Source organism: Azospirillum sp. A23, from assembly GCF_042938965.1.
In the GTDB taxonomy this organism is placed as follows: domain Bacteria; phylum Pseudomonadota; class Alphaproteobacteria; order Azospirillales; family Azospirillaceae; genus Azospirillum; species Azospirillum melinis.
The window spans coordinates 320,023-342,089 of the sequence record NZ_CP170668.1 but is presented as its reverse complement, the minus strand read 5'-3'; the positions used below and the strand labels follow the sequence as shown (position 1 = coordinate 342,089).

Here is a 22,067-nt window from a genome sequence, read left to right as displayed (position 1 = left end):
CCCAGGGCGGGAGAGGGCAATTGAGAGGTCTACGCTAACGCTTACCGGCCCTTCAAATTGGTCTGGCGCGGCTTCATGCCGGACGGTTTGCCGCCAGTCCCGGCGGCCGGCTTCGCACCCGGCGCCTTGCCCACCGGCGGCACCACGCGGCGGCCCTGGCCGGCCTGCTGGGTCAGGAAGGTCTTGCCCCCCTTTTCCCGCGGCTTGGCGGTGGCGCCGACCGGTTGCCAGCCCGGGATCAGATGCTCCTCGCCCGGGCCGATCAGGTCCTCGCGGCCCAAGCGCTTCAGCGCCTCGCGAAGGATCGGCCAGTTCTCCGGATCGTGGTAGCGCAGGAAGGCCTTGTGCAGGCGGCGCTGCTTCAACCCCTTCGCCGACGAAACGATTTCCGATCCGACGCGGCGCACCGGCCGCAGCGGGTTGCGCTCGCTATGGTACATCGCGGTCGCCAGCGACATCGGCGAGGGCAGGAAGGTCTGCACCTGATCCGCCTTGAAGCCGTTCCGCTTCAGCCACAAGGCGAGGTTCATCATGTCCTCGTCCGTGGTGCCGGGGTGGGCGGCGATGAAGTAGGGGATCAGGTAGAGCTTCTTCCCGGCCTCCTTCGCGGCCTTGTCGAACATCCGCTTGAACTCGTCGTAGGCCCCCATGCCGGGCTTCATCATCTTGCCCAGCGGCCCCGGCTCGGTGTGTTCCGGCGCGATCTTCAGGTAACCGCCGACATGGTGGGTCACCAGTTCCTTCACATATTCCGGATTGCGGACGGCGAGGTCGTAGCGCAGGCCCGACGCGATGTGGATCTTCTTCACCCCCGGCACGGCGCGGGCCTTGCGGTAGAGCTGGACCAGCGAGGAATGGTCAGTGTTCAGGTTCTTGCAGATGTCCGGGAAGACGCAGGACGGGCGGCGGCAGACCGACTCCGTCTCCTTGTCCTTGCAGGCGAGGCGATACATGTTGGCGGTCGGCCCGCCCATGTCGGAGATGACGCCGGTGAAGCCCTTGGTCTTGTCGCGGATATGCTCGATCTCGCGCAGAATCGACCCTTCCGACCGGCTCTGGATGATGCGCCCTTCATGCTCGGTGATCGAGCAGAAGGAGCAGCCGCCGAAGCAGCCGCGCATGATGTTGACCGAGAAGCGGATCATCTCCCAGGCCGGGATACGCGCATCGCCGTAGGACGGATGCGGCGCGCGGGCATAGGACAGGTCGTAGACACCGTCCATCTCGTTGGTTTCGAGCGGGATCGGCGGCGGGTTCAGCCAGACGTCGCGGTCGCCGTGGCGCTGGACCAGCGCGCGGGCGTTGCCGGGATTGCTCTCCTGGTGCAGCACGCGGCTGGCATGGGCGTAGAGCACCTTGTCGGCCGTCACCTGCTCGAAGCTGGGCAGCCGCACCGCCATGCGGTCGGCGCCGGCGGCGCGCGGCGAGACCGGAGCGGACGGATCGTCGATGGAACTGCTGTCCACCACCGTCCAGCCGTCCGGCAGGGACGAGCGCATGATGGCGGTGCCGCGGATGTCGGTCATCGCCTTGGGCGATTCCCCGTTCAGCGCACGCTGGGCGATCTCGATGATGGCGCGTTCGGCATTGCCGTAGACCAGCATGTCCGCCTTCGAATCGACCAGGACGGAACGGCGGATTTCTCGCTCCAATGATCGTACTGGGCGATGCGGCGCAAGCTGGCCTCGATGCCGCCAAGGACGATGGGCACGTCCTTGAAGGCTTCGCGGCAGCGCTGGGAATAGACGATGACGGCACGGTCCGGCCGCTTGCCGCCCTCGTCGTTCGGCGTGTAGCTGTCGTTGTGGCGCAGGCGACGGTCGGCCGTGTAGTGGTTGACCATCGAATCCATGTTGCCGCCGGTCACCCCCCAGAACAGCCGCGGCTTGCCCAGGATCTTGAACGGCTCCGCACTGCTCCAGTCCGGCTGGGCGATGATGCCGACGCGCAGGCCCTGCGATTCCAGCAGCCGGCCGATGATCGCCATGCCGAAGCTGGGATGGTCGATATAGGCGTCGCCGGTGACGACGATCACGTCGCACTGGTCCCAGCCCAGCCGGTCCATTTCCGCGCGCGACATCGGCAGGAAGGGCGCCGCCTTGGGGCGCACGCTCCGGTCCGGGCGGTGGGCGAACAGGTTGGGGGCCGCGAGCATCGCGTTCTCCGGGTCTCAATCAACAATGCGGATGGATAAGCCGACAGTCTTACCTTGTCGGCCGGCAAATTCCCACCGCTGATAACGCAGCGGAGCAATGGGACATTGTGCGGCGTGGCGCGACAGCTATGTGGGACGCCCCACAGCCGGTGCAAGGGCCGGCCAGGGAGCAAGCCACGGGAGAGGGCAGGGCAGGATGGTGGCGTCGGCGGTGGCGTCAGGCCGCAACGCCGCCCGCTTCTCCCGCCCGGCCGTTGCGCCGCGCCACCACCCAGCCGATCAGCGCGCCCACCAGCATCACCAGGGCCGCGATCAGGAAGGCGGCACCCGGATGCGGGAACAGCGGATCGCTGCCCACCGAGGCGGAATAGACTGTGCCGAAGAAGACCGGCGACAGGATGCCGGCGACGCTCGCCACGCTCATGTTGGCGCCCTGCAACTGGCCCTGTTCGGACGGGCTGACCCGCTGCGTCATCAGCGACTGGATGGTCGGCATCGCCAGCCCCCACAGCGCGTTTGGCACGATGGCGAAGGCGAACCAGCCGCCATCCGGCGCCAGCCCCATGCAGGCCAGCCCGACCGCCCCGCCGAACAGACCGACGATCATCGTGCCGCGGTCGCCCAGCCATTTCACCACGCGCGGCACCACCAGCCCCTGCATGACCATGTCGAGCGCACCGACCATCGACAGCAGAAGCCCGACGTCCCACGCACTCCAGCCATAGCGGTGCGCGGCATAAAGCACGAAGACGGCGGGGAAGACCTGGTGGGAGACGTGCAGCATGAAATTGACCATCGCCAGACCCGACAGTTCCGGGTGCGAGCGCAGCAGCTGGAACGCTCCGAACGGGTTGGCACGGCGCCAGGAAAAGGCCATGCGGCTCTCCTGCAGAAGCGATTCCGGCAGCACCGCCAGACCATAGAGGAAGGCCAGCCCGCTGAGCAGGCCGGCACCCCAGAAGGGTGCCCGCGGCGAAATCTCGCCCAGCACTCCGCCCAGCAGCGGTCCGGCGATGAAGCCGGCGCTGAAGGCGGCGCCGATCAGGCCATAGGCGCGCGCCCGCTGCTCCGGCGGCGTCACGTCGGCCATATAGGCGAAGACCGTGGTGAAGCTGGAGGAGGTGATGCCGGCAACGGCACGGCCGACCACCAGCCACCACAAATTCGGCGCCACCGCCATCAGCACATAGTCCGCCGCCAGCCCCAGCGCCGACAACAGGATCACCGGACGCCGGCCGAAACGGTCAGACAACGACCCGATCACCGGCGAGGAGAAGAACTGCATCAGCGCCCACAGCGCCACCAGCGCGCCGTTGATGGTGCCGGCCTGCGCATCGGCCCCGGCGAACTCCTCGATCAGCGCCGGCAACACCGGAATGACGATGCCCATTGCCACGATGTCGAGTGCGGCGGTGACGAGAATGAAGGCTATCGCGGCCTTGCGCGGACGAACGGACGACATGGAAAACCTTTGGAATCAAAAGATGTAAGCGCCCAAAAGGGGCGCGGGCGTGCCCCGGCCGGAATCGGCGGGCCGGACGGCATCGCGAAGTTGGGGCGGATCATAGGCTGCATGTGGCCTGTTGTGAAGCGAAATATTTCCGATAGCGGATATGTTTTGCCGGATGAGCGTGCGCCCCTGTTCATCATGAGCCACGACGGACTCCGCACCTGCTCCGGCTGCGGATGGCTGCATTTCATGAAATCGGCTTGTTCGCCGTTGCCATCGGCAAAATCATTCATGCACTGCCGCTTCCTCGGCGGCACAGCAGGAGGAAGGTCGCCATGCAGAGGATCAAGCTTTCCTTTTGGGGGCTTCTGGCGCTGTTGAGCGTGCTGTGGCTCGCCGCCGACCCCTCGATCCTGCAATGGACCGGCTACTTCGCGTTCCGCGCCGCCATGGTCCAGCACAGCGGCGTGATCGCCATGGGCTGCATGAGTGTCGCCATGATCCTGGCTTTGCGCCCACGCTGGCCCGAAACATGGTTCGGCGGCCTGGACAAGATGTACCGCCTGCACAAATGGCTGGGCATCGGTGCCCTCGCATTCGCGGTCGTCCATTGGCTTTGGGCACAGGGAACGAAATGGGCGGTGGGTTGGGGCTGGCTGGACCGGCCGCGGCGCGGTCCGCGTGCAGCGCTGGGTGCGGCATCGGGTGCAACGCCGGACAACCCGGTCGCCCAAACATTCGTCGACCTGCGCGGCACCGCTGAAGCTGTCGGCGAATGGGCATTCTATGCTTTCCTGCTGCTGATCGTGCTCGCACTGATCAAGAGCTTCCCGTACCGGCTGTTCCTTCGGATGCACCGGCTGCTGCCGATCGCCTATATGGTGCTGGTCTTCCACACCGTCATCCTCACCAAGTTCGCTTACTGGACCGCGCCCATCGGCTGGGTTCTCGGGGGGTTGCTCGTCAGCGGCACATGGGCCGCCATCCTCTCCCTGCTGGGCCGCGTCGGTGCCGGCCGGCGGATTCCGGGCACCATCTGCGCCGTCCACGCCTATCCGGGCCTGCGCGTGCTGGAGGCGGAAATCGACGTGCCGCAGGGATGGCCCGGTCACAAGGCGGGCCAGTTCGCCTTCGCCATGTCGGACGCCGCGGAGGGCGCGCATCCCTATACCATCGCCTCCGCGTGGAACGAGGCCGAGCACCGCATCGTCTTCGTCATCAAGGAACTGGGGGACCATACGCGGCGCTTGCGGAACACGCTGCAGGTCGGCCAGACGGTGACGGTCGAAGGGCCGTACGGCTGTTTCACCTTCGACGACGAATGCCCTCACCGAATCTGGGTGGGCGGCGGCATCGGCGTGACGCCCTTCATCGCCCGCATGAAGTATCTGGCGATGCATCCGGAGCGGCCTCGGCAAGCCATCCACTTTTTCCACACCACACGCGATTATGACGAGGACGCCATCGCCAAGCTGACCGCCGACGCCGCTGCCGCGGGCGTGTGCCTGCACCTGCTGGTCGATGGCCGCGATGGCCAACTGACCGGGGAGCGTATCCGCGCAGCCGTGCCGGGATGGTGCAACGCCAGCATCTGGTTCTGCGGCCCGACAGGATTCGGGCAAGCGCTGCGGCAGGATTTTGCGACCCAGGGAATGCCGGTGGAACAGCGCTTCCACCAGGAGCTCTTCGAAATGCGATGAGCGTCGCTGCGGAGGCGGAGGGCGTCATCCCCGTCGTCGAACACTTGAAGAAATCGGGGAATCGGCGGCAGGAGTTAACCGGAAGACCGACACTTCTATGTTGCGAGGGACTGACAGTTTAGCTTTGCGCCTACAGGCTAGGCACACATAAGAATGATTATGGAAAATTACCGAAGACCAGAGAAGCCTCCACTGCTTCATAGCCTGCCGAATCCAGGTCGAGGGAAAAACAAAAAGCTCCTGTCACCGGATGGTGGCAGGAGCTTTTCGCGTTTGCCGAACACGGCGCCGATGGCGTCAGCCGAAACGGCCGGTGATGTATTCGGAGGTCTTTTCCTTGGTCGGGTTGGTGAAATCTCTTCCGTGTTCCCGAACTCGATCAGTTCGCCCAGATACATGAAGGCGGTGAAGTTGGAGATGCGGGCCGCCTGCTGCATGTTGTGGGTCACGATGGCGATGCAGTAGTCGGAGCGCAGCTCGTCGATCAGCTCCTCGCACTTGGCGGTGGAGATCGGATCGAGCGCCGAGGTCGGCTCGTCCAGCAGCAGGACCGACGGCTTCACCGCGATGGCGCGGGCGATGCACAGGCGCTGCTGCTGGCCGCCGGACAGGCTCATGCCGTTCTGGCGCAGCTTGTCCTTCACCTCGTCCCACAACGCAGCGCGGCGCAGCGAGAATTCAATCCGCTCGTCCATGTCGGCGCGGGACAGCTTCTCGTACAGCTTCACGCCGAAGGCGATGTTGTCGTAGATCGACATCGGGAACGGCGTCGGCTTCTGGAACACCATGCCGACGCGGGCGCGCAGCAGGTTCAGGTCCTGCTTGGGCGACAGGATATTGACGCCGTCCAGCATGACCTCGCCGGTGGCGACCTGCTTGGGGTAGAGGTCGTACATCCGGTTCAGGATGCGCAGCAGGGTCGACTTGCCGCAGCCCGACGGGCCGATGAAGGCGGTGACCTGACGGTCGTAGAGCGGCAGCGAGATGCTCTTCAGCGCGCGATAGCCGTCATAGAAGAAGTCCAGGTTGCGGACGCTGATCTTCTCGGGCAGGCCGGCACCGGCGATTGCGCGTTCGGCGACGGTCCCGGCGAGCATGCCCGGAGGCATCTGGTGGCTGCCGTGGGCGGGGCTGTTGGCGTCCATGTGGGTCATCGTCATGGTTACTTTCTCGTCGTGCCGAGACCGGCCAGCAGCCGGGCGCCGATGTTGAGGAGCAGGATGGCGACCGTGATCAGCAGCGCGCCGCCCCAGGCCAGCTGGCGCCAGTCCTCATAGGGCGACATCGCGTACTGGAAGATGACCACCGGCAGGTTGGCCATCGGCGCGTTCATATCCGCGCTCCAGAACTGGTTGTTCAGGGCGGTGAACAGCAGCGGTGCGGTTTCGCCGCTGATGCGGGCGACGGCCAGCAGCATGCCGGTGATCATGCCGTTGCGGGCGGCACGGTAGGCGACCATCGTGATCACCTTCCATTGCGGAGCACCGAGCGCGGCGGCGGCCTCGCGCAGGCTGTTGGGCACCAGCTTCAGCATGTCCTCGGTCGTGCGGACGACGACCGGGATCACCAGCACCGCCAGGGCCATGGCGCCCGCCCAGGCCGAGAAATGGCCCATGCGGACGACCAGCACCTCGTAGACGAACAGGCCGACCATGATCGACGGCGCGCTCAGCAGCACGTCGTTGATGAAGCGCACCACCTCGGCCAGCTTCGTGTTGCGGCCGAACTCGGCCAGGTAGGTTCCGGCCATGACGCCGACCGGGGTGCCGACCGCGGTGGCGACCGCGGTCATGACGACGCTGCCGAAGATGGCGTTCAGCAGGCCGCCCTCGCCGCCCGGCGGCGGGGTGTTCTCGGTGAACAGGCTGAGGTTGATGGCCGACAGCCCGTTGTAGAGAAGCGTCCACAGGATGGCGACCAACCAGAACAGGCCGAAGCCAGCGGCTCCCAGCGCCAGGGTCAGCGCCAGCTTGTTGGCGATGCGCCGGCGGTGATAGAGCCCGCCGATGGGCGTCGCCAGCGTCGCGGAATTGGACATCGTCATGGGCCTCAGACTCCGGCCTTGCGCTGGAGGCGGAGCAGCATCAGCTTCGCGATCGACAGCACGGTGAAGGTGATCAGGAACAGGATCAGGCCGAGCGCCACCAGCGAGGAGGTGTAGACGTCGCCCACCGCCTCGGTGAACTCGTTGGCGATGGAGGCCGAGATCGTCGTGCCCGGCGCCATGATCGAGGAGCTGATGCGGTGCGCGTTGCCGATGACGAAGGTCACCGCCATCGTCTCGCCGAGCGCACGGCCCAGGCCCAGCATCACGCCGCCGACGACGCCGGTGCGGGTGTAGGGGAGCACCACGTTCCACACCACCTCCCAGGTGGTGGCGCCCAGCCCGTAGGCGGATTCACGCACCATCGGCGGCACCGTCTCGAAGACGTCGCGGGTGATGGAGGTGATGAAGGGCAGAACCATGATGCCCAGGATCAGGCCGGCGGTCAGGATGCCGATGCCGTAGGGCGGGCCCATGAACAGGTTGCCGATGCCGGGGATCTGGCCCAGCGTATTGATCAGGAAGGGCTGGATGGTCGACTGCATGAAGGGGGCGAAGACGAACAGGCCCCAGATGCCGTAGATGATGCTGGGGATGCCGGCGAGCAGCTCGATGGCGACGCCGAGCGGGCGCTTCAGCCAGGCGGGGCACATCTCGGTGATGAACAGGGCGATGCCGAAGCTGACGGGAATGCCGACAGCCATGGCGATGACCGACGTTATCAGCGTGCCGTAAATGGGGGCGAGAGCGCCGAATTCCTCCGACACCGGGTTCCAGACTTCGGTTGCGACGAAACCGAAGCCGAACGCGCGGATTGCCGGCAGCGCGCCGTCGATCAGGGAAACCGTGACGCCGCCCAGAATCAGCAGGACGAGCAGCGCGAATGCGAGGGTGGCGTTGCGGAAAGCCGCATCCTGCAGGCGCTGGCGGCGGGCCCGTCGGGCGGTGGAAGCGTGTGCGTCGGTCAAGGTCAGCGCGATCTCGGTCATGGCCGCTCCGTGAGGCGTGCGGAAGGGACGGCGCAATTTCCATCCTCTCCGGCGATCATGCCCTCGGGCGGGCCGGCCGGCGGCCCGCCCGAGGTCGGTTGGCCGTCGTTACTTGGCCGACGCGGTCCAGACCGGCTTGCCGTCGGCCTGGATGGTCTGCGACCAGGTCTTCTGGACCAGCGACACCACGGCTTCCGGCATCGGGACATAGTCCAGATCGGTGGCCATCTTGCCGCCGTTCTTGTAGGCCCAGTCGAAGAACTTCAGCGCTTCGGCCGAAGACGCCACGTCCTGCGGGGTCTTGTACATCAGGATGAAGCTGGCGCCGGTGATCGGCCAGCTGTCAGCACCCGGCTCGTCGGTCAGCAGGACGTAGTAGCCCTTGGCATTGGCCCAGTCGGCGTTGGCGGCGGCAGCCTGGAAGGCCTCGATCTTCGGAGAGACGGTCTTGCCGTCCTTGTTCTGCAGGTCGAGGTGGGTGATGTTGTTCTGCTTGGCGTAGGCGTATTCGACGTAGCCGATCGAGCCGTCCGTCTGCTTGACCATGTTGGCCACGCCTTCGTTGCCCTTGGCGCCGATGCCGGCTGGCCACTGGACGGAGGTGTTGGCGCCGATCTGGGTCTTGAACTTCGGGCTGGTCTTCGACAGGTAGTCGGTGAACAGGAAGTTGGTGCCCGACCCGTCAGAGCGGTAGACCGGGGCGATGGCGGTGTTCGGCAGGTTGACGTTGGGGTTCAGCGCCTTGATCTGCGCATCGTTCCACTTGGTGATCTCGCCCATGTAGATGTTGGCGAGAACGGTGCCCGACAGCTTGACCTCGCCGGCCTTGATGCCCTTCAGGTTCACGACCGGAACCACGCCGCCCATGATCATCGGGAACTGGATCAGACCGGCCTGCTCCAGCTCTTCCGGCTTCAGCGGCATGTCCGACGCGCCGAAGGTGACCGTCTTGGCCTTGATCTGCTTGATGCCGCCGCCCGAACCGATCGACTGGTAGTTCAGGCCCGTGCCCGTCTCCTTCTTGTAGGCGTCGGCCCACTTGGCATAGATCGGGTACGGGAAGGTGGCGCCGGCGCCGGAGATGTCGGCGGCCGAGGCGACCGACAGCGGGGCGACCGACACGGACAGAGCGGCCAGGGCACCGAAGGCGGCGCAGCGAACGAACGCCGAGGTCATGGTTTTCACGGCTAAACTCCCGATAGGTTTGGACGGTTTGGTTGGGTTTTTCGGAAAAGCCCGGCCTTGGCCGGATGTCGTAACCCGCCTTCTTCGTCGCGGTGACCATAGCCGCCGCCGGTGACGGGTTTGTTTTGTTTACGTGTCAGTTTTATGAAACCGACCCGTTCGTGACCGGGAACGCGAAGTCCTGGTGAGGCTCATCGCGCGGCCCGGATTTCCTGGAGGAACAGATGCACGGCGGAGCCGAGGCTGGTCGCCTCGTGCGACAGGCCTTCCGCCACCAGCAGCACATCGCCGGCTTGGGCGCGCACCTTGGCCGCGGCCTCCGACAGGCCGGCGACATGGTCCGACGCCGCCTGGGTGCCGACCGCCACGCGGTGGGAGCTGTCGACGATGCTCGACGTGATGGTCGCCTGCTCCTCCACCGCCGCGGCGATGGCCGAAGCGTTGGATTCGATGCGCTGGACGCTGCCGGCCATGGCCGCCACCACCTCCGCCGTCTCGCGGCTGGCCGCCTGGGTCGCGGCGATCTGGCGGGCGATCTCGGCGGTGGCCTGGGCGGTCTGGCCGGCAAGGGCCTTCACCTCTCCGGCGACCACGGCGAAGCCGCGGCCCATCTCCCCTGCCCTCGCCGCCTCGATGGTGGCGTTCAGCGCCAGCAGGTTGGTCTGGCCGGCGATCTCGTCGATCAGACCGACGACGGTGCCGATCTCGCCCGCCGTGCTCGACAGGTCGGCGACGGTGGCCTTCACCTGCTCCGCGCCTGCGGCGGTGTCGCCGATGATGCGGGCCGATTTGCCGGTGCGCTTGCTGATCTCGGCGATGGACTGGGAGATTTCCGAGGCGGCGGTCGCCACCTGCTGGATCCCCGCCGCCATCTCGCCGGACAGCTGCATCGCGGCATCGGCGCGGTCGTTGGCGTTGGCGGCGATGTCGGTCAGCGAGCGGGCGCGGGCGGCCATCCGGCGCGCGGCCTCGGCCAGCGTTTCGACGCTGCTCAGCACGTTGCGCTCGAACTGGTCGGCGATCTCCAGCATGCTGGTGCGGCGGGCCGACGCGGCGTTGCGGCGCTCGATCTCCACCTTCTCGTGCGCCTCTTCCATGGCGCGGGCGTTGGCGATGAAGACGAACAGCGCGCGGGCCATGTCAGTGATCTCGTCATTGCCGTCGGCCTTCTGCTCCACCGTCAGGTCGCCGTCGGCAACCCGGCGCATGGCATCGGCGAGCGTCTCCATCCGGCCGACGACGCGGCGGCCGACATAGAGCGAGACGATCAGACCGGCCAGCAGCACGCCGGCAGTCGCCAGCAGGATTTGAACCTGATTGGTGCGCTCCAGCGCCTCGTGGGCGGCGGCGGCCCCGTCGGCGGTCGCCCTTTCCGCAGCCTGGACCAGCCCGTCGACCATGGCGGTCAGGGCGGCGCCGGTGCTGCGGTTGCTGTCGATCAGCGTGGCATTCTCGGCATAGGCCGCCAGTTCGCCGGCCCGCAGCGCCAGGATGCCGTCGTTGCCGAAGCCGAGTTCCAGCAGCCGGTCCGCCAGCCGGCGCACCTCGGCCCCCAGATCGTCCCCGGAAGCGGTCAGGGTGCCGCGGATCGTTGCAGCCAGCGGGTCCAGCGTGCGGCGGGCGGCAGCCAGACGGGCCGGCGTCTCGGCGTTGCCGGCTTCCGCCAGCTTGCCGGCCAGCAGGTTGGCGTCGGCCATCAGGCCGCTCAGCACGGTGTAGCGCTGCTGGGCCGCCGGGACCGTGTTGGTGGACATATCCTGCATCCGCTCGGCGATCGCGTTGCCGGCCTCGGCGATGCGGCCGCGCGAGTTCAGCATCAGCGGCAGCATGCGGGCGTTGGCGTCGCGGTCCAGCCGGACGATGTCGTCGACACCGGCGGCCAGCGATTCGGCCAGCTTCTGCGCCTCCGCCTCCGGAATGCCAGGGGTGAGCTGACGGACGCGGCGGGTGTAGACGCTGGCATCGCCGTCGCCGAAGGCGGCAAGCTCGTTGATCGTCGCCACCACCGGGGCCGCCGCCTCGCTCTTGGCCAGGGGACGCAGCGCGCCCTGAAGATCGGATAGGGCGGAGTTGAAGTCGGTGGACAGCGACATCACCTTGGACCGGTTGGTCTCGAAGGCGCCGATCAGCAGCGATTTGGCGAGGGCCGCCTCGGCACCGCGCAGTTGGAACAGCGGGATCACCGTCTGCCCCAACTCGGCACCGATCACCGCGGAGGACTTGGAAGTCGCCTGCACCATCGCGGAAATCGCCTGTGCCAGTTGCTCTCGCGAGGCCTGCATGTCCGGCTTCAGCGCGGCGAGCAGCCGGGCGTGCGCATCGCTCAACTCCGCCAGCCGGCCGCTGCGCTGTTCCTGCAAGGTCAGCCGCCGGCCGGTCGCCGTCCCCAGCGCATCGATGGTGCCCAGCAGCGAGCGCGCGGTGCCGGTCAGTTCGGAGACGCGGGCCGCATCGCCACCAGTATGGCCATGTCCGACGGCCAGCTGGGCGAGCTGACCGTCCAGCGCCCGGCGCTGCTCGCCTGCCGCGTTGCGCAGCCGGCCCAGATCCTCTTCCGACGATGCGGCATCGATCAGCGGTCCCAGCGCCAGCACCCGCGCGGTGGTGGTGGCAAGGCCGTGGGCGGCGCTGAGCACCGGCACCTGGGTGCCGGTGATGTCGGCGACATGGCCGCGGACGGCGCCGTAGGACATCCAACCGACCACCGCCGCGATGCAGGGCAGTGCCGCCACGGTTCCGAAGGCGATCAGCATCTTCGACTTGATGCCGGACCGCCGACGTTGGTCGATAGGCTTTGCCATATGGGCCACCCGTGGCTTGGAGGTTGTCCGTACCGCGCCTGCGGTTCTCCGCAAGCCGGCCGGTGCCATGGGTAGCCCTTCTGGTTGGATGAATTGGTGACGGTTGGATGAAGTTTTCGCTACGCACAATCGAAAGATTGCTGCGCGCCGGAAATCATCGGTCGCGCGGGCGGTCATGGTGAATTGAACGTAAACAGCGCGTGAAACGAATAGCGGCGCCCGACTGGGCCGGGCGCCGCGTTACTGCACGCATACCGCGTAAAATCTGGAAGGAGCGCCGACGTTACACCGGCGGCGCCGTCCGCCGCAGGCTGTCACGGTCAGAGGCCTTGGTGAACCAGCCGGTCAGCGCCTGACGCCCCTCGCGCCAATCCTCGTGCCCGAACCGGAAATCGAGGTAGCCGAGCGCCACCAGCACCGACAGGCTGCCGATGGTGGCCTCCCCCTCCAGCGACGCGGCCTCCGCCTCCAGCAGGTCGAGCGAACGGGTCACCGCCTTGCGCTGGCGCTCCATCCAGTTGGCCGATTTCTCGCCATCCGGACGCATGGATTCCAGCCGACGCAGGATGGCGGCGTCGCAGATGCCGTCGGCGATGGCCTGCTGGCGCAGTGCCGTCCAGCGCGCCGGTCCGGCCGGCGGGAACAGCGGCGCCCGGTCGCCCAGCGAATGGCCGCCCAGCGAATTGAGATATTCGACGATCACCGGGCTGTCGAACAGCGTGATGCCGTCCTCCAGCGTCAATGCTGGCACCTTGCCCAGCGGGTTGTCCGTCGGCAGGTCGGTGTCGGCAGACCAGGGATCGGTCGTCACCCGCTCCACCCGGTCCTCCAGCCCGCGTTCGATCAGGACCATCATCACCTTGCGCACATAGGGCGAGGTGGGGCTCCAGCGCAGCTTCAACATGGGCGTTCCTTTTTACGTCTGATTGGCCGCTTCCGAACATTCCAGGACAGGCCGGCGACGGTCGGGACCGCCGGCCGGCCCGCTCACCCGCGGAAATGGTCCTTGCGCCGGCGCAGTTCGGCGAACACCTCCACCGACGGGGCGCCGGCCATGCCGATGGCGGCCTGGACACCGGGATCGTCGGCGCGCAGGAAGGGGTTGGTCCGCCGTTCCATGCCGATGGTGGTGGGAAGCGTCGGCCGGTTCCGCTCGCGCAGCTCCGCAACCTCCTCCATCCGCTGATGCAGGGCGGCGTTGGCGGGATCGACGGTCAGGGCGAAGCGGCCATTCGACAGAGTGTATTCGTGACCGCAATAGACCAGGGTCCGGTCGGTCAGCGCCCGCAGGCTTTGCAGCGAGTTCCACATCTGCGCCGGCGTGCCTTCGAACAGCCGGCCGCAGCCCAGCGAGAACAGCGTGTCGCCGCTGAACAGGGTTTCCGCCGCCTCGAACCAGAAGGCGATGTGGCCGCTGGTGTGGCCGGGCACGGCGAAGACGCGGGCGGTCTGCTCGCCGAACACCGTCCGGTCGCCGTCGCTGAGCGCCACGTCCATGCCGGGAATGCGGTGGGCGTCGGCGCGGGCGCCGACCACGCTGGCGCGATAGCGCTCCTTCAGCGCCGCCGCTCCGCCGATATGGTCGTCGTGATGGTGGGTCAGGAAAATGTGGGTCAGGGACCAGCCGCGCCGGTCCAGCTCGGCCTGCACCGGGGCTGCGTCGCCGGGATCGACCACACCGACCTTGCCGGATGCCGCGTCGCGCAGCACATAGATATAGTTGTCGGCGAAAGCCGGAACGAGAATGACCTCCACGGCAGCGGACTCCCTGCTGTTGCGATACGAAACCCGTGTTACGCTTGGGATACCATGTACACAGATATCGTCGATTTGAGGGAGTTCTACGAGTTCGGATTGGGGCAGACCGCCCAGCGGATGATCCGCCGCCGCATCCGCACCATCTGGCCGGACGTGCGCGACCAGATCGTGCTGGGCGTCGGCTACACCACGCCCTACCTGCGCCCCTTCATGGGCGAGGCCGACCGGGTGGTGGCGGTGATGCCGGCCAGCCAGGGCGTCAGCTTCTGGCCGGCGGAAGGGCCGGGGATGGTGGCGCTGGGCGACGAGGCCGACCTGCCCTTCGGCGACAACACCATCGACCGCGTGCTTCTGGTCCATGGGCTTGAGGGCACCGAGCAGCTGCGCCCGATGATGCGCGAAATCTGGCGCGTGCTGGCCGGCGGCGGCCGGGTGCTGGCGGTGGTGCCGAACCGCCGCGGCCTGTGGGCGCGCGCCGACTGGACGCCCTTCGGCCACGGCTTTCCCTATTCCGCCTCGCAGCTGAAGCAGGTGCTGCGCGACACCATGTTCGTGCCGGAACGCACCCGCCATGCCCTGTTCATGCCGCCGCTCCGCTCGCACTTCCTGCAAAAGACGGCACCCGCCTGGGAAGAGGTCGGCGGGCGCTGGTTCAAGGCCTTTGCCGGGGTGACGATGATCGAGGCGTCGAAACAGATCTTCGCCGGCGTGTCGCGCCGGGCGGCGCAACAGCCGGTGAAGCGCCGGCTGATCGTGCCGCTGCCGGGCGGTGCGGCCCCCGCCGCCCGAAGCGGCAGTCCCCGCACCACCATTGTCGGCGGCGACTCCGTCGATTGCCAGCAGCCTTATCCCCGGACTTGATCAATTACGAACCTGACGCAGCACGTCGGTGACGCGGCCGGCAAGACCGCTGCCCAGGCTGCCGGCCCGCTCCGCGATGCTGCGGCTCAGCGTCGTCAGCTCCTCAAGATTGCGGGTCACGCCCCCCAGCGTCTGTTCGGCGTCGCCGATCCGCTGTTCCGCCGCCATGGCGTCCTGACGCGAGCGGTCGAGCGACCGTGCGACGTCCGAGGTCAGGGTCGCCTGCTCGTCGATGGCGGCGGCGACGGTGCCGTTGATCGCCTGGATCGAACCGATGGTGGAATGGATGCGGCCCAGCGCCTCGTCCACCGCGGCGGTTTCCTTTTGCAGATTGGCGACCTGATCGGCGATCTGCTTGGTGGCGTCGGCGGTCTGGCGCGACAGCGCCTTCACCTCGTTGGCGACGACGGCGAAGCCGCGCCCGGCCTCCCCCGCCCGTGCCGCCTCGATGGTGGCGTTCAGCGCCAGCAGGTTGGTCTGGCTGGCGATGGCATTGATCAGCTTGACCACGCTGGCGATCTGCTCCGCGGCGGAGCGCAGCGAGTTCATCACCGTGGTGGCGCGGTCGCTGTCCGACGCCGCGGCAAGGCTGATCTCCCGCGCCTTGCTGGTGTCGCCGGAGATTCGGTCGGAGGTGGAAGCCAGCCTGTCGAGCATGCCGGCGATGGCGCTGACCGAGCCATCCACGGCACGCGCCGCCCCCGCGGCGTCGGCGGCCTGCCGCAACCCATCCGTCCCGGCGGAGCGGACGGCCGCGACCGCAGATTCCAGCTTGCGGCCGGCATCGGCCAGTTCGGCGGCGAACCCGCCGACTTCGCGCTCGACCCGTTCCGACAATTCGCGTATCAGGGCGACCCGGCGCGTTTCCGCCGTTTCGGCCCGCAGGGTCGCCAGCACCCAATGGCGCGCGAGGCGGGCAAACCGGCGGGCCTGATCGGCCGGGGCCGCGATGGCGAGCGCCCCGACCCGCTCTCCGTCCAGTTCGATGGCAATGGCATAGCCTTCCCGCATCGTGCCGCCCGACTTGGCGGCCTCATCGCGGGTGACGGCGCGCTCGTCCAGCCGGCGGGCCACGATGTCGCCGGCGACCGGATGGCTGGTGCCGATCCGCTCCCGCGCGGTCGAGGCGATGACGGCACCGCTCTTGCCCGCGATGGAGACGACTCAGTTCAGTTCCCGGCCGATGGAGTGCAGAGATCCTGTGCGATGGTGGCGCTGATGTCCAAGACGCTTCTCCCCTTCTTCCCGATTATGGTTTTCAATTGGATTCTTACGGCACCACCCGCCATGACGGGATATGCCGGCCGTCCAACTACCGCGTGGAGAGCATCGCTTTCGCCCGCACGCAATCTTCAGACAGTACACACAACACTTACGAACGAAGAGTTGAAAGAATGACGCAGCCGACCGTTCTGGTGCTTCCCGGTCTGGGCAACTCCGGCCCAGATCACTGGCAGAGCTGGCTGGAAGGCCGTCTGCCGGCCCTGACCCGCGTCGATCTGGGCGATTGGGATGCGCCGGAGCCGGACCGCTGGGTGGAGCGGCTCGACGCCGCGGTCCATGCCGTACCCGGTCCGGTGGTGCTGGTCGCGCACAGCCTTGCCTGCATCCTCGTCGCCCGCTGGGCCGCCACCGGCGGCAGGACGGAGACAGTCGCCGCCGCCCTGCTGGTCGCCCCGCCCGACGTCGAATTACCCGATGTCGAATTGCCCCGGACCGTGCCGGCCGAGGCCTGCCGCTTCGCGCCGGTGCCGACCGATCCCCTGCCCTTCCCGGCGGTGGTGGTCGGCAGCCGCAGCGATCCCTACTGCACCGCCGCCCGCGCCTGCGGCTTCGCCGCGCTGTGGGGCGCCGACTTCATCGATGCGGGCGAGGTCGGCCACATCAACGGCGCCAGCGGCCATGGCCCCTGGCCGATGGGGGAAACGCTGCTGAAGGACATGCTGGCCCAGATCTAACCTACCCTTGCCGCTGCGGGCGAAAGGGTGCGACACAGGAGCGTCGTCGCGCGCCCGCCAGCGGATTGGAGCTTATGACCGGTCTTCCCATCGTCGAGGCCGCCCCGGCCAAGCTGAACCTCTACCTGCATGTCACCGGCCGGCGCGCCGATGGCTATCACGAGCTGGACAGTCTCGTCGCCTTCGCCGAGTTCGGCGACAGCATCGCCCTGACGCCGGCGGCGGCGCGGGTGGCCCTGCGCGGTGCCGACCTGCCGCCGGCCGGCCCGCGTCTGGCCATCGCCGGTCCTTTCGGCCCGGCCCTGATGGGCGAGAACCCCGCCAGCAATCTGGTGATGCGCGCCGCCCATGCCCTGGCCGTCCGGCTGGGGCACGAGGCCGACGTGATGATCGCCCTGACCAAGGCGCTGCCGGTCGCATCGGGGATCGGCGGCGGATCGGCGGATGCCGCCGCCTGCCTGCGGGCGCTCGCCCGGCTGTGGGGAGTGGCGCCGGACGACGCGGTGCTGTTCGCGGTGGCCGCCGGGCTGGGCGCCGACGTGCCGGTCTGCGTCGCCGGGCGAAGCTGCTATTTCGGCGGCATCGGCGATGAGCTGGACGAAGCGCCGGACCTGCCGGAAACCCATGTGGTCCTGGTCAACCCGAATGTCCCGGTGCCGACCCCGGCGGTGTTCAAGGCGATGGCCGCCGCCCGCGCCGAAAGCGGCAGCGCCTTCTCCGCCCTGGCCCGCTTCACCCGCAAACCGGCCGACGCGGCCGACCTCGCGGCCTTGCTGCTGGAGCGCAGCAACGACCTGACCGCCCCGGCCCTGACGGTGGCGCCGGTGATTGCCGACGTGCTGGCGGCGCTGGAGCGCAGCGCCGGCTGCCTGCTGTCCCGCCTGTCCGGCAGCGGCGCGACCTGCTTCGGCCTCTACGCTACAGCGGAAGCTGCCAACTCCGCGGCCAAATCCATCGCCGCGGCATCGCCCGGCTGGTGGGTCAAGCCGACCCGCCTGCTCCCGACCCCGGCCGGCGCCCCCGCCTTGCCGCGCGGCATCGTCGCCGATCCGGCGGCAGCCGTCCCGCCGCCCCCGGTCCCCTTTCCGGACACCGGCGGCTGGGGCGTGGGCTGAGGAGGGCTCCCCCAGGGCTCTCCCAGGGCTCCCGATGGCTTACGCCCGCATGTAGCCCCAGCCGTCCGCCTGCGCCTCGGCGATGTCGAGGACGCCGGCGGCGACCACCGTCAACCCCTCCGCGCTCCGGCCGGTCTTCGCCAGCGTGTTGCCGCAGACCCGCAGGAGCCGGTCGGTCTCCGCATCCGGGCTGTCGAGGGCTGCCGCGACCGCACCGGCATTGACGACGATGCGCACCTCCGCATCCGGCCGCGCGTTCAGCAGGTTGCGGGCGTTGTTCCGCGCCCGCTCCAGCGCGGCCGGGGTGGGGGCGTGGATGACCAGCCGCAGGGGAGACGCCATGTCCGGAGACGCCATGTCCGTCACTTCCTCTTCGCCGCGTCATGGAAGGTGAAGTCGAACAGCGCGTCGACATCCACCGGTTCGGTGATCTGGGCCAGCGTCTGCTGGAAGGCCTGCATCTGCTTGGTGGAGTCCAGGATCACCCGCGGGTCGTCGACGAAGGTCGTCGCGTCCGAAGTCAGCGCCGCCCGCATCACGTCGCGTTCGACCAGCCCCTTGCCGATGATGTCGGTCACCAGTTCCGCCGTGCGGTCCGGGTTGGATTTGGCGAAGGCGGTGGCACGGATGTGCAGCTTGACCAGTTCGGCCACCGCGTCGCGGTTTTTGGCGATGGCGTCCTCCGTCACCACCAGCACCGCACCCGGCTGCTTGGGGAACATGCTGCCGGCCTTGGCGATGATGGCGGCATCCTGAAGACGCGACTGCACCAGCGTCAGGATCGGCTCCAGGATCGACGCACCGTCGATGGCACCGGTCAGCAGCGCCTGTTGCAGGGGCTGTTCGCCCATGCCGACGATCTCGATGTCTTCCGCGGGGATGTGGGCGACCTCCGCCATCCAATAGCGCAGCACCGTGTCCGGCACCGATCCGGCGGGCAGCGAGCCGATCTTCGGCCGCCGGCCGTTCGCGGCGCGGAAGGCTTTGACCCCTTCGGCCGGGCTGGCGGCGCCGGCCATCGCCTTCACCAGCGGGCCGCGGCCGATCAGCGCCACCTGATCGATGACGTTGGCGGCGACGACCTTCAGCTTCACCCCCTTCGAGCGGGCGATCATCGCCGGGCCGATGCCGACATAGGCGACGTCCAGCGTCCCGGACGCGAGCGCCTGGATCATCGCCGGCCCCGACTGGAAGCTGGTGGTTTGCAGAGCAAGCCCGGCATCCGCGGCCCAGCCCTCGCCGGTCAGCACATAAAGCTGCGTCATCGGGATGATCGGGATGTAGCCGACCCGCAGCCCCGTCGCCGCGAAGGCCGGCAGCGGCAGCGACGCTGCAACGGTGGCGATGCCCAAGGCCGCCGCACCCAGCAGAAGCTCTCGCCGGCTGACTTCGGGGGCGGTCGGACGGTCGGAATCGATGAACTGGCTCGGCGGGGTCTGCGGCATCAAGGTCTCCTTTTGCCGCGCCAGCCTAGTGGGACCGGCCGCAAATATCAATTCACGGCCGGCCCCGACAGGAGGAACCTCGATTTAACACTGCACATTTGTTTTACCGTCAGGCCGGCAACCGGCGACGGACCGGGCGGATCAGCCACAGGTTCAGCGCCAGACTGACCAGCGCCGCGCCGCCGATCACCCCAGCCATCGGCATGGCGGTGCCATCGGCCATCAACCCGACTGCCCAGCCCGACAGCGCGCCGGTGCTGAATTGCAGCATGCCGGCAAGCGCCGACGCGGTGCCGGCCATCTGCGGGAAGGATTGCAATGCCCCGGCCATGGAGTTGGCAAAGCAGAATCCGGTCACCGACATGAACAGGAACAGGCAGCCGACCAGGCCCCACAGCCCGCCCCAGCCGCCCAGCACGCAGGCGACGAGCAGGATGCCGGTGGCGGCGGCCAGCCAGACGCCGATCCGCAGCATCACGTCCGAGCCGAAGCGCATCACGGCGCGGCTGTTCAGCGTGTTGACGATGATCATGCCGACGATGTTCAGCCCGAACAGGAAGCCGTAATTCTCCGGCCGCACGCCGAACAGCTCGATGTAAACGAAGGGCGAGCCGGAGATGAAGGCGAACATTCCCGCATAGATGAAGGACGATCCCACCGCATAGCCCAGGTAACGGCGGTCGGTCAGCAGCTTGCGGTAGGCCTCTCCCAGCACCATCGGGCGCAGGCTGGTGCGCCGCGAGTCGGGATGGGTTTCCGGCAGGCTGGCAAGCGCCAGCAAAGCGACGATGCCGAAGGCGGCCTGGGCCCAGAAGATCCAGCGCCAGTTCGCCCACACCAGGATCTGGCCGCCGATCAGCGGCGCGATGATCGGGGCGGCACCCATCACCAGCATCATCATCGACAGCACGCTGGCCGCCCGGTCGCGCTCGAAGACGTCGCGGATCATGGCGCGGACCAGCACAGGCCCGGCACAGGCCCCCACCGCCTGCACGAAGCGCCATGCCGCGAGATGGCCGACATCGACGGTCATCGAACAGCCGACGCAGCCGATGGCGTAAAGCAGGATGCCGGTCGCCACCGGAATCCGCCGTCCGAACCTGTCGCTCAATGCCCCCCACAGCAACTGCCCGACGCCGAATCCCAGGAAGAAGGCCGACAGCGTCCACTGCACCTGATCCTGCGCCGCATGCAGATCCCGGCCAATCGCCGGCATGCCGGGCAGATACATGTCGGTGCCCATCGGCCCGAAGGACATCAGCACGCCCAGCGCTGCGATGAAGAACGGGCTTTCGGCGGGCGAACGGGAACGGACGGCGGCAAGGCGCGCGAGCATCGGGAAATCCGGATAAGAATGAATGGGGGAGTCGGCCGGACGGAATCCGCAGCTTTTAAGCTGATCCCTTCGCCGTTGGACGCAAAGTCCTGTCTCGGCATGGCAGCCTTGAGCAAGCCGCGACGTATTGCCGCCGCGACAATCTGGGTTCCGGTCAAATCACCGCGGTCACGGCGCAATAAAATTCTGGTTCGCTCCAGTAATCCATGCCTAAAATTGAACCCGGATCACAGGCTTCCATCCAGCCAGAGGCCGCGCCATGCCGCACCCCACCCGCCGGTCGGTCCTGTCCCTCGGTGCCGCCGGCACCGCCTTGGCTCTGCTTCCGCACCACGCGCATGCGGCAGCCATCCAGCCCGGGCTGGTCCCCGGGCTCGTCTATGCCGCCGGGCAAAAATTCGACAAGAGCTTCAACGAGGGCGCCTTCACCGGAGCGGAGCGGTTCAGGAGCGCCACCGGCATCGCCGTCACCGAATATCTGCCCTCCACGCCCGTGCAGTTCGATCAGGCGGCGGCCTCGCTGCTGCGGCGTGGGGTGACCGATCTGGTCGCCATCGGCTTCTATTACGCGACACCGCTGGCGCGGCTGGCCCCGGCGCACCCGGCGGTCCGTTTCACGCTGATCGATGCGGTGGCGGAGGGGCCGAACATCCGCTGCGTCACCTTCAAGGAGCAGGAGGGATCCTTTCTGGTCGGCGTCCTGGCGGCGCTGGCGTCGAAAAGCGGGACCGTCGGGTTCATCGGCGCGCTCGACATCCCCCTGATCCGCAAATTCATCGCCGGTTACGAGCAGGGCGCCCGCCATGCCCGCGGCGACATCAAGGTGCTGGTGAATTTCGTCGGCACCACGCCGGCGGCCTTCAACGATCCGGCCAGCGGGGCCGAGGTGGCGCGCAGCCAGTTCCAGCGCGGCGCCGACGTAGTGTTCGCCGGGGCCGGCGTCTCCAACTTCGGCATCTTCGCCGCGGCGAGCGCGGCAAGGCGGCTGGCCATCGGTGTCGACAGCAACCAGAACTACCTCTATCCCGGCTCCATCCTGACCTCGATGCTGAAGCGGGTCGATCTGGCCGTGGAATCAAGCTTCGAGGCGGCCCGCCAGGGCCGATGGGCCGCCGGCACGGTGACGCTCGGCCTTGCCGAGTCCGCGGTCGATTACGCGCTCGACGAAAACAACCGCGATCTGGTGACGACCGCGATGGTGGAGGCGGTGGAGGCTGCCCGCCGCGGCATCGTCTCCGGCCGCATCCCGGTGGCCGACGGAAGCTGAGCC

The 22,067-nt window shown here is 67.8% G+C and carries 16 protein-coding genes and 2 pseudogenes; 5 read left to right on the top strand and 13 right to left on the bottom strand.

Annotation, left to right across the window (positions count from 1 at the left end; genetic code table 11):
• Nucleotides 1–41: 41 nt before the first annotated feature.
• A pseudogene (locus ABNQ40_RS31990) lies at nucleotides 42–2,155 on the bottom strand (YgiQ family radical SAM protein).
• A gap of 217 nt (nucleotides 2,156–2,372) precedes the next feature.
• The gene (locus ABNQ40_RS31985; protein WP_109051231.1) at nucleotides 2,373–3,617 is read right to left on the bottom strand and encodes a TCR/Tet family MFS transporter; all 1,245 of its coding nucleotides are present in this window, start codon (nucleotides 3,615–3,617) and stop codon (nucleotides 2,373–2,375) included.
• Between the two features lie 323 nt (nucleotides 3,618–3,940).
• On the opposite strand from ABNQ40_RS31985, the gene ABNQ40_RS31980 reads away from it, so the two are divergent.
• Nucleotides 3,941–5,305: a ferric reductase-like transmembrane domain-containing protein gene (locus tag ABNQ40_RS31980; RefSeq protein ID WP_391349288.1), complete on the top strand. Its 1,365-nt coding sequence runs from the start codon at nucleotides 3,941–3,943 to the stop codon at nucleotides 5,303–5,305.
• A gap of 297 nt (nucleotides 5,306–5,602) precedes the next feature.
• Here ABNQ40_RS31980 and pstB read toward each other — a convergent pair.
• From pstB to gloB, 7 genes and pseudogenes are all read right to left on the bottom strand, one after another.
• Nucleotides 5,603–6,414 (bottom strand): annotated as a pseudogene (gene pstB, locus ABNQ40_RS31975) (phosphate ABC transporter ATP-binding protein PstB).
• Nucleotides 6,415–6,467: 53 nt separating this feature from the next.
• Entirely contained in the window at nucleotides 6,468–7,349 is an 882-nt protein-coding gene (pstA, locus tag ABNQ40_RS31970) for a phosphate ABC transporter permease PstA (protein ID WP_109051233.1), read from the bottom strand.
• 5 nt (nucleotides 7,350–7,354) lie between these two features.
• Nucleotides 7,355–8,338 (bottom strand): phosphate ABC transporter permease subunit PstC, encoded by a 984-nt coding sequence (gene pstC, locus ABNQ40_RS31965; protein WP_109051234.1) that lies wholly within the window; start codon nucleotides 8,336–8,338, stop codon nucleotides 7,355–7,357.
• Nucleotides 8,339–8,446: 108 nt separating this feature from the next.
• Nucleotides 8,447–9,514: a phosphate ABC transporter substrate-binding protein PstS gene (gene pstS / locus ABNQ40_RS31960; RefSeq protein ID WP_109051235.1), complete on the bottom strand. Its 1,068-nt coding sequence runs from the start codon at nucleotides 9,512–9,514 to the stop codon at nucleotides 8,447–8,449.
• Between the two features lie 200 nt (nucleotides 9,515–9,714).
• Nucleotides 9,715–12,324: a methyl-accepting chemotaxis protein gene (locus ABNQ40_RS31955; protein ID WP_391349175.1), complete on the bottom strand. Its 2,610-nt coding sequence runs from the start codon at nucleotides 12,322–12,324 to the stop codon at nucleotides 9,715–9,717.
• A 283-nt stretch (nucleotides 12,325–12,607) separates the two neighbouring features.
• Nucleotides 12,608–13,228, bottom strand: a complete 621-nt coding sequence (locus tag ABNQ40_RS31950; RefSeq protein ID WP_391349174.1) for a glutathione S-transferase N-terminal domain-containing protein — start codon at nucleotides 13,226–13,228, stop codon at nucleotides 12,608–12,610.
• 83 nt (nucleotides 13,229–13,311) lie between these two features.
• Complete coding sequence (gene gloB, locus ABNQ40_RS31945; protein ID WP_391349172.1) at nucleotides 13,312–14,079, bottom strand: hydroxyacylglutathione hydrolase; 768 nt, start codon at nucleotides 14,077–14,079, stop codon at nucleotides 13,312–13,314.
• 54 nt (nucleotides 14,080–14,133) lie between these two features.
• On the opposite strand from gloB, the gene ABNQ40_RS31940 reads away from it, so the two are divergent.
• Nucleotides 14,134–14,943, top strand: coding sequence for a class I SAM-dependent methyltransferase (locus ABNQ40_RS31940; protein WP_391349171.1), 810 nt, complete (start codon nucleotides 14,134–14,136; stop codon nucleotides 14,941–14,943).
• Here ABNQ40_RS31940 and ABNQ40_RS31935 read toward each other — a convergent pair whose 3' ends face one another.
• Entirely contained in the window at nucleotides 14,944–16,050 is a 1,107-nt protein-coding gene (locus tag ABNQ40_RS31935; protein ID WP_391349286.1) for a methyl-accepting chemotaxis protein, read from the bottom strand.
• Nucleotides 16,051–16,337: 287 nt separating this feature from the next.
• Between ABNQ40_RS31935 and ABNQ40_RS31930 the strand changes: the two genes are divergently transcribed.
• Together ABNQ40_RS31930 and ABNQ40_RS31925 are read left to right on the top strand one after the other, a co-directional pair.
• Nucleotides 16,338–16,901, top strand: coding sequence for an RBBP9/YdeN family alpha/beta hydrolase (locus ABNQ40_RS31930; protein ID WP_391349169.1), 564 nt, complete (start codon nucleotides 16,338–16,340; stop codon nucleotides 16,899–16,901).
• Between the two features lie 74 nt (nucleotides 16,902–16,975).
• The gene (locus ABNQ40_RS31925) at nucleotides 16,976–18,016 is read left to right on the top strand and encodes a 4-(cytidine 5'-diphospho)-2-C-methyl-D-erythritol kinase (RefSeq protein ID WP_109051240.1); all 1,041 of its coding nucleotides are present in this window, start codon (nucleotides 16,976–16,978) and stop codon (nucleotides 18,014–18,016) included.
• 39 nt (nucleotides 18,017–18,055) lie between these two features.
• On the opposite strand, the gene ABNQ40_RS31920 is transcribed toward ABNQ40_RS31925, so the two are convergent.
• The 3 genes from ABNQ40_RS31920 to ABNQ40_RS31910 all read right to left on the bottom strand — a co-directional run bounded on the left by ABNQ40_RS31920 (nucleotide 18,056) and on the right by ABNQ40_RS31910 (nucleotide 20,797).
• A complete protein-coding gene (locus tag ABNQ40_RS31920; protein ID WP_199235399.1) occupies nucleotides 18,056–18,373 on the bottom strand; it encodes a hypothetical protein in 318 nt (105 codons plus the stop codon).
• 5 nt (nucleotides 18,374–18,378) lie between these two features.
• Nucleotides 18,379–19,461, bottom strand: a complete 1,083-nt coding sequence (locus ABNQ40_RS31915; protein ID WP_109051241.1) for an ABC transporter substrate-binding protein — start codon at nucleotides 19,459–19,461, stop codon at nucleotides 18,379–18,381.
• 109 nt (nucleotides 19,462–19,570) lie between these two features.
• Nucleotides 19,571–20,797, bottom strand: a complete 1,227-nt coding sequence (locus tag ABNQ40_RS31910; RefSeq protein ID WP_109051242.1) for a Bcr/CflA family multidrug efflux MFS transporter — start codon at nucleotides 20,795–20,797, stop codon at nucleotides 19,571–19,573.
• A gap of 259 nt (nucleotides 20,798–21,056) precedes the next feature.
• On the opposite strand from ABNQ40_RS31910, the gene ABNQ40_RS31905 reads away from it, so the two are divergent.
• Nucleotides 21,057–22,064: a BMP family protein gene (locus ABNQ40_RS31905; RefSeq protein WP_109051243.1), complete on the top strand. Its 1,008-nt coding sequence runs from the start codon at nucleotides 21,057–21,059 to the stop codon at nucleotides 22,062–22,064.
• Nucleotides 22,065–22,067 lie beyond the last annotated feature (3 nt).

Excerpts from the sequence above, each read along its gene's own strand:
- ABNQ40_RS31985 (WP_109051231.1), bottom strand. The coding sequence starts at position 3,617 with ATGTCGTCCGTTCGTCCGCGCAAGGCCGCGATAGCCTTCATTCTCGTC.
- ABNQ40_RS31955 (WP_391349175.1), bottom strand. The coding sequence starts at position 12,324 with ATGGCAAAGCCTATCGACCAACGTCGGCGGTCCGGCATCAAGTCGAAG.
- ABNQ40_RS31920 (WP_199235399.1), bottom strand. The coding sequence starts at position 18,373 with ATGGCGTCTCCGGACATGGCGTCTCCCCTGCGGCTGGTCATCCACGCC.
- pstA (WP_109051233.1), bottom strand. The coding sequence starts at position 7,349 with ATGACGATGTCCAATTCCGCGACGCTGGCGACGCCCATCGGCGGGCTC.
- pstS (WP_109051235.1), bottom strand. The coding sequence starts at position 9,514 with ATGACCTCGGCGTTCGTTCGCTGCGCCGCCTTCGGTGCCCTGGCCGCT.
- pstC (WP_109051234.1), bottom strand. The coding sequence starts at position 8,338 with ATGACCGAGATCGCGCTGACCTTGACCGACGCACACGCTTCCACCGCC.
- ABNQ40_RS31910 (WP_109051242.1), bottom strand. The coding sequence starts at position 20,797 with ATGCTCGCGCGCCTTGCCGCCGTCCGTTCCCGTTCGCCCGCCGAAAGC.
- ABNQ40_RS31915 (WP_109051241.1), bottom strand. The coding sequence starts at position 19,461 with ATGCCGCAGACCCCGCCGAGCCAGTTCATCGATTCCGACCGTCCGACC.
- ABNQ40_RS31930 (WP_391349169.1), top strand. The coding sequence starts at position 16,338 with ATGACGCAGCCGACCGTTCTGGTGCTTCCCGGTCTGGGCAACTCCGGC.
- ABNQ40_RS31950 (WP_391349174.1), bottom strand. The coding sequence starts at position 13,228 with ATGTTGAAGCTGCGCTGGAGCCCCACCTCGCCCTATGTGCGCAAGGTG.
- ABNQ40_RS31925 (WP_109051240.1), top strand. The coding sequence starts at position 16,976 with ATGACCGGTCTTCCCATCGTCGAGGCCGCCCCGGCCAAGCTGAACCTC.
- ABNQ40_RS31940 (WP_391349171.1), top strand. The coding sequence starts at position 14,134 with ATGTACACAGATATCGTCGATTTGAGGGAGTTCTACGAGTTCGGATTG.
- ABNQ40_RS31980 (WP_391349288.1), top strand. The coding sequence starts at position 3,941 with ATGCAGAGGATCAAGCTTTCCTTTTGGGGGCTTCTGGCGCTGTTGAGC.
- ABNQ40_RS31905 (WP_109051243.1), top strand. The coding sequence starts at position 21,057 with ATGCCGCACCCCACCCGCCGGTCGGTCCTGTCCCTCGGTGCCGCCGGC.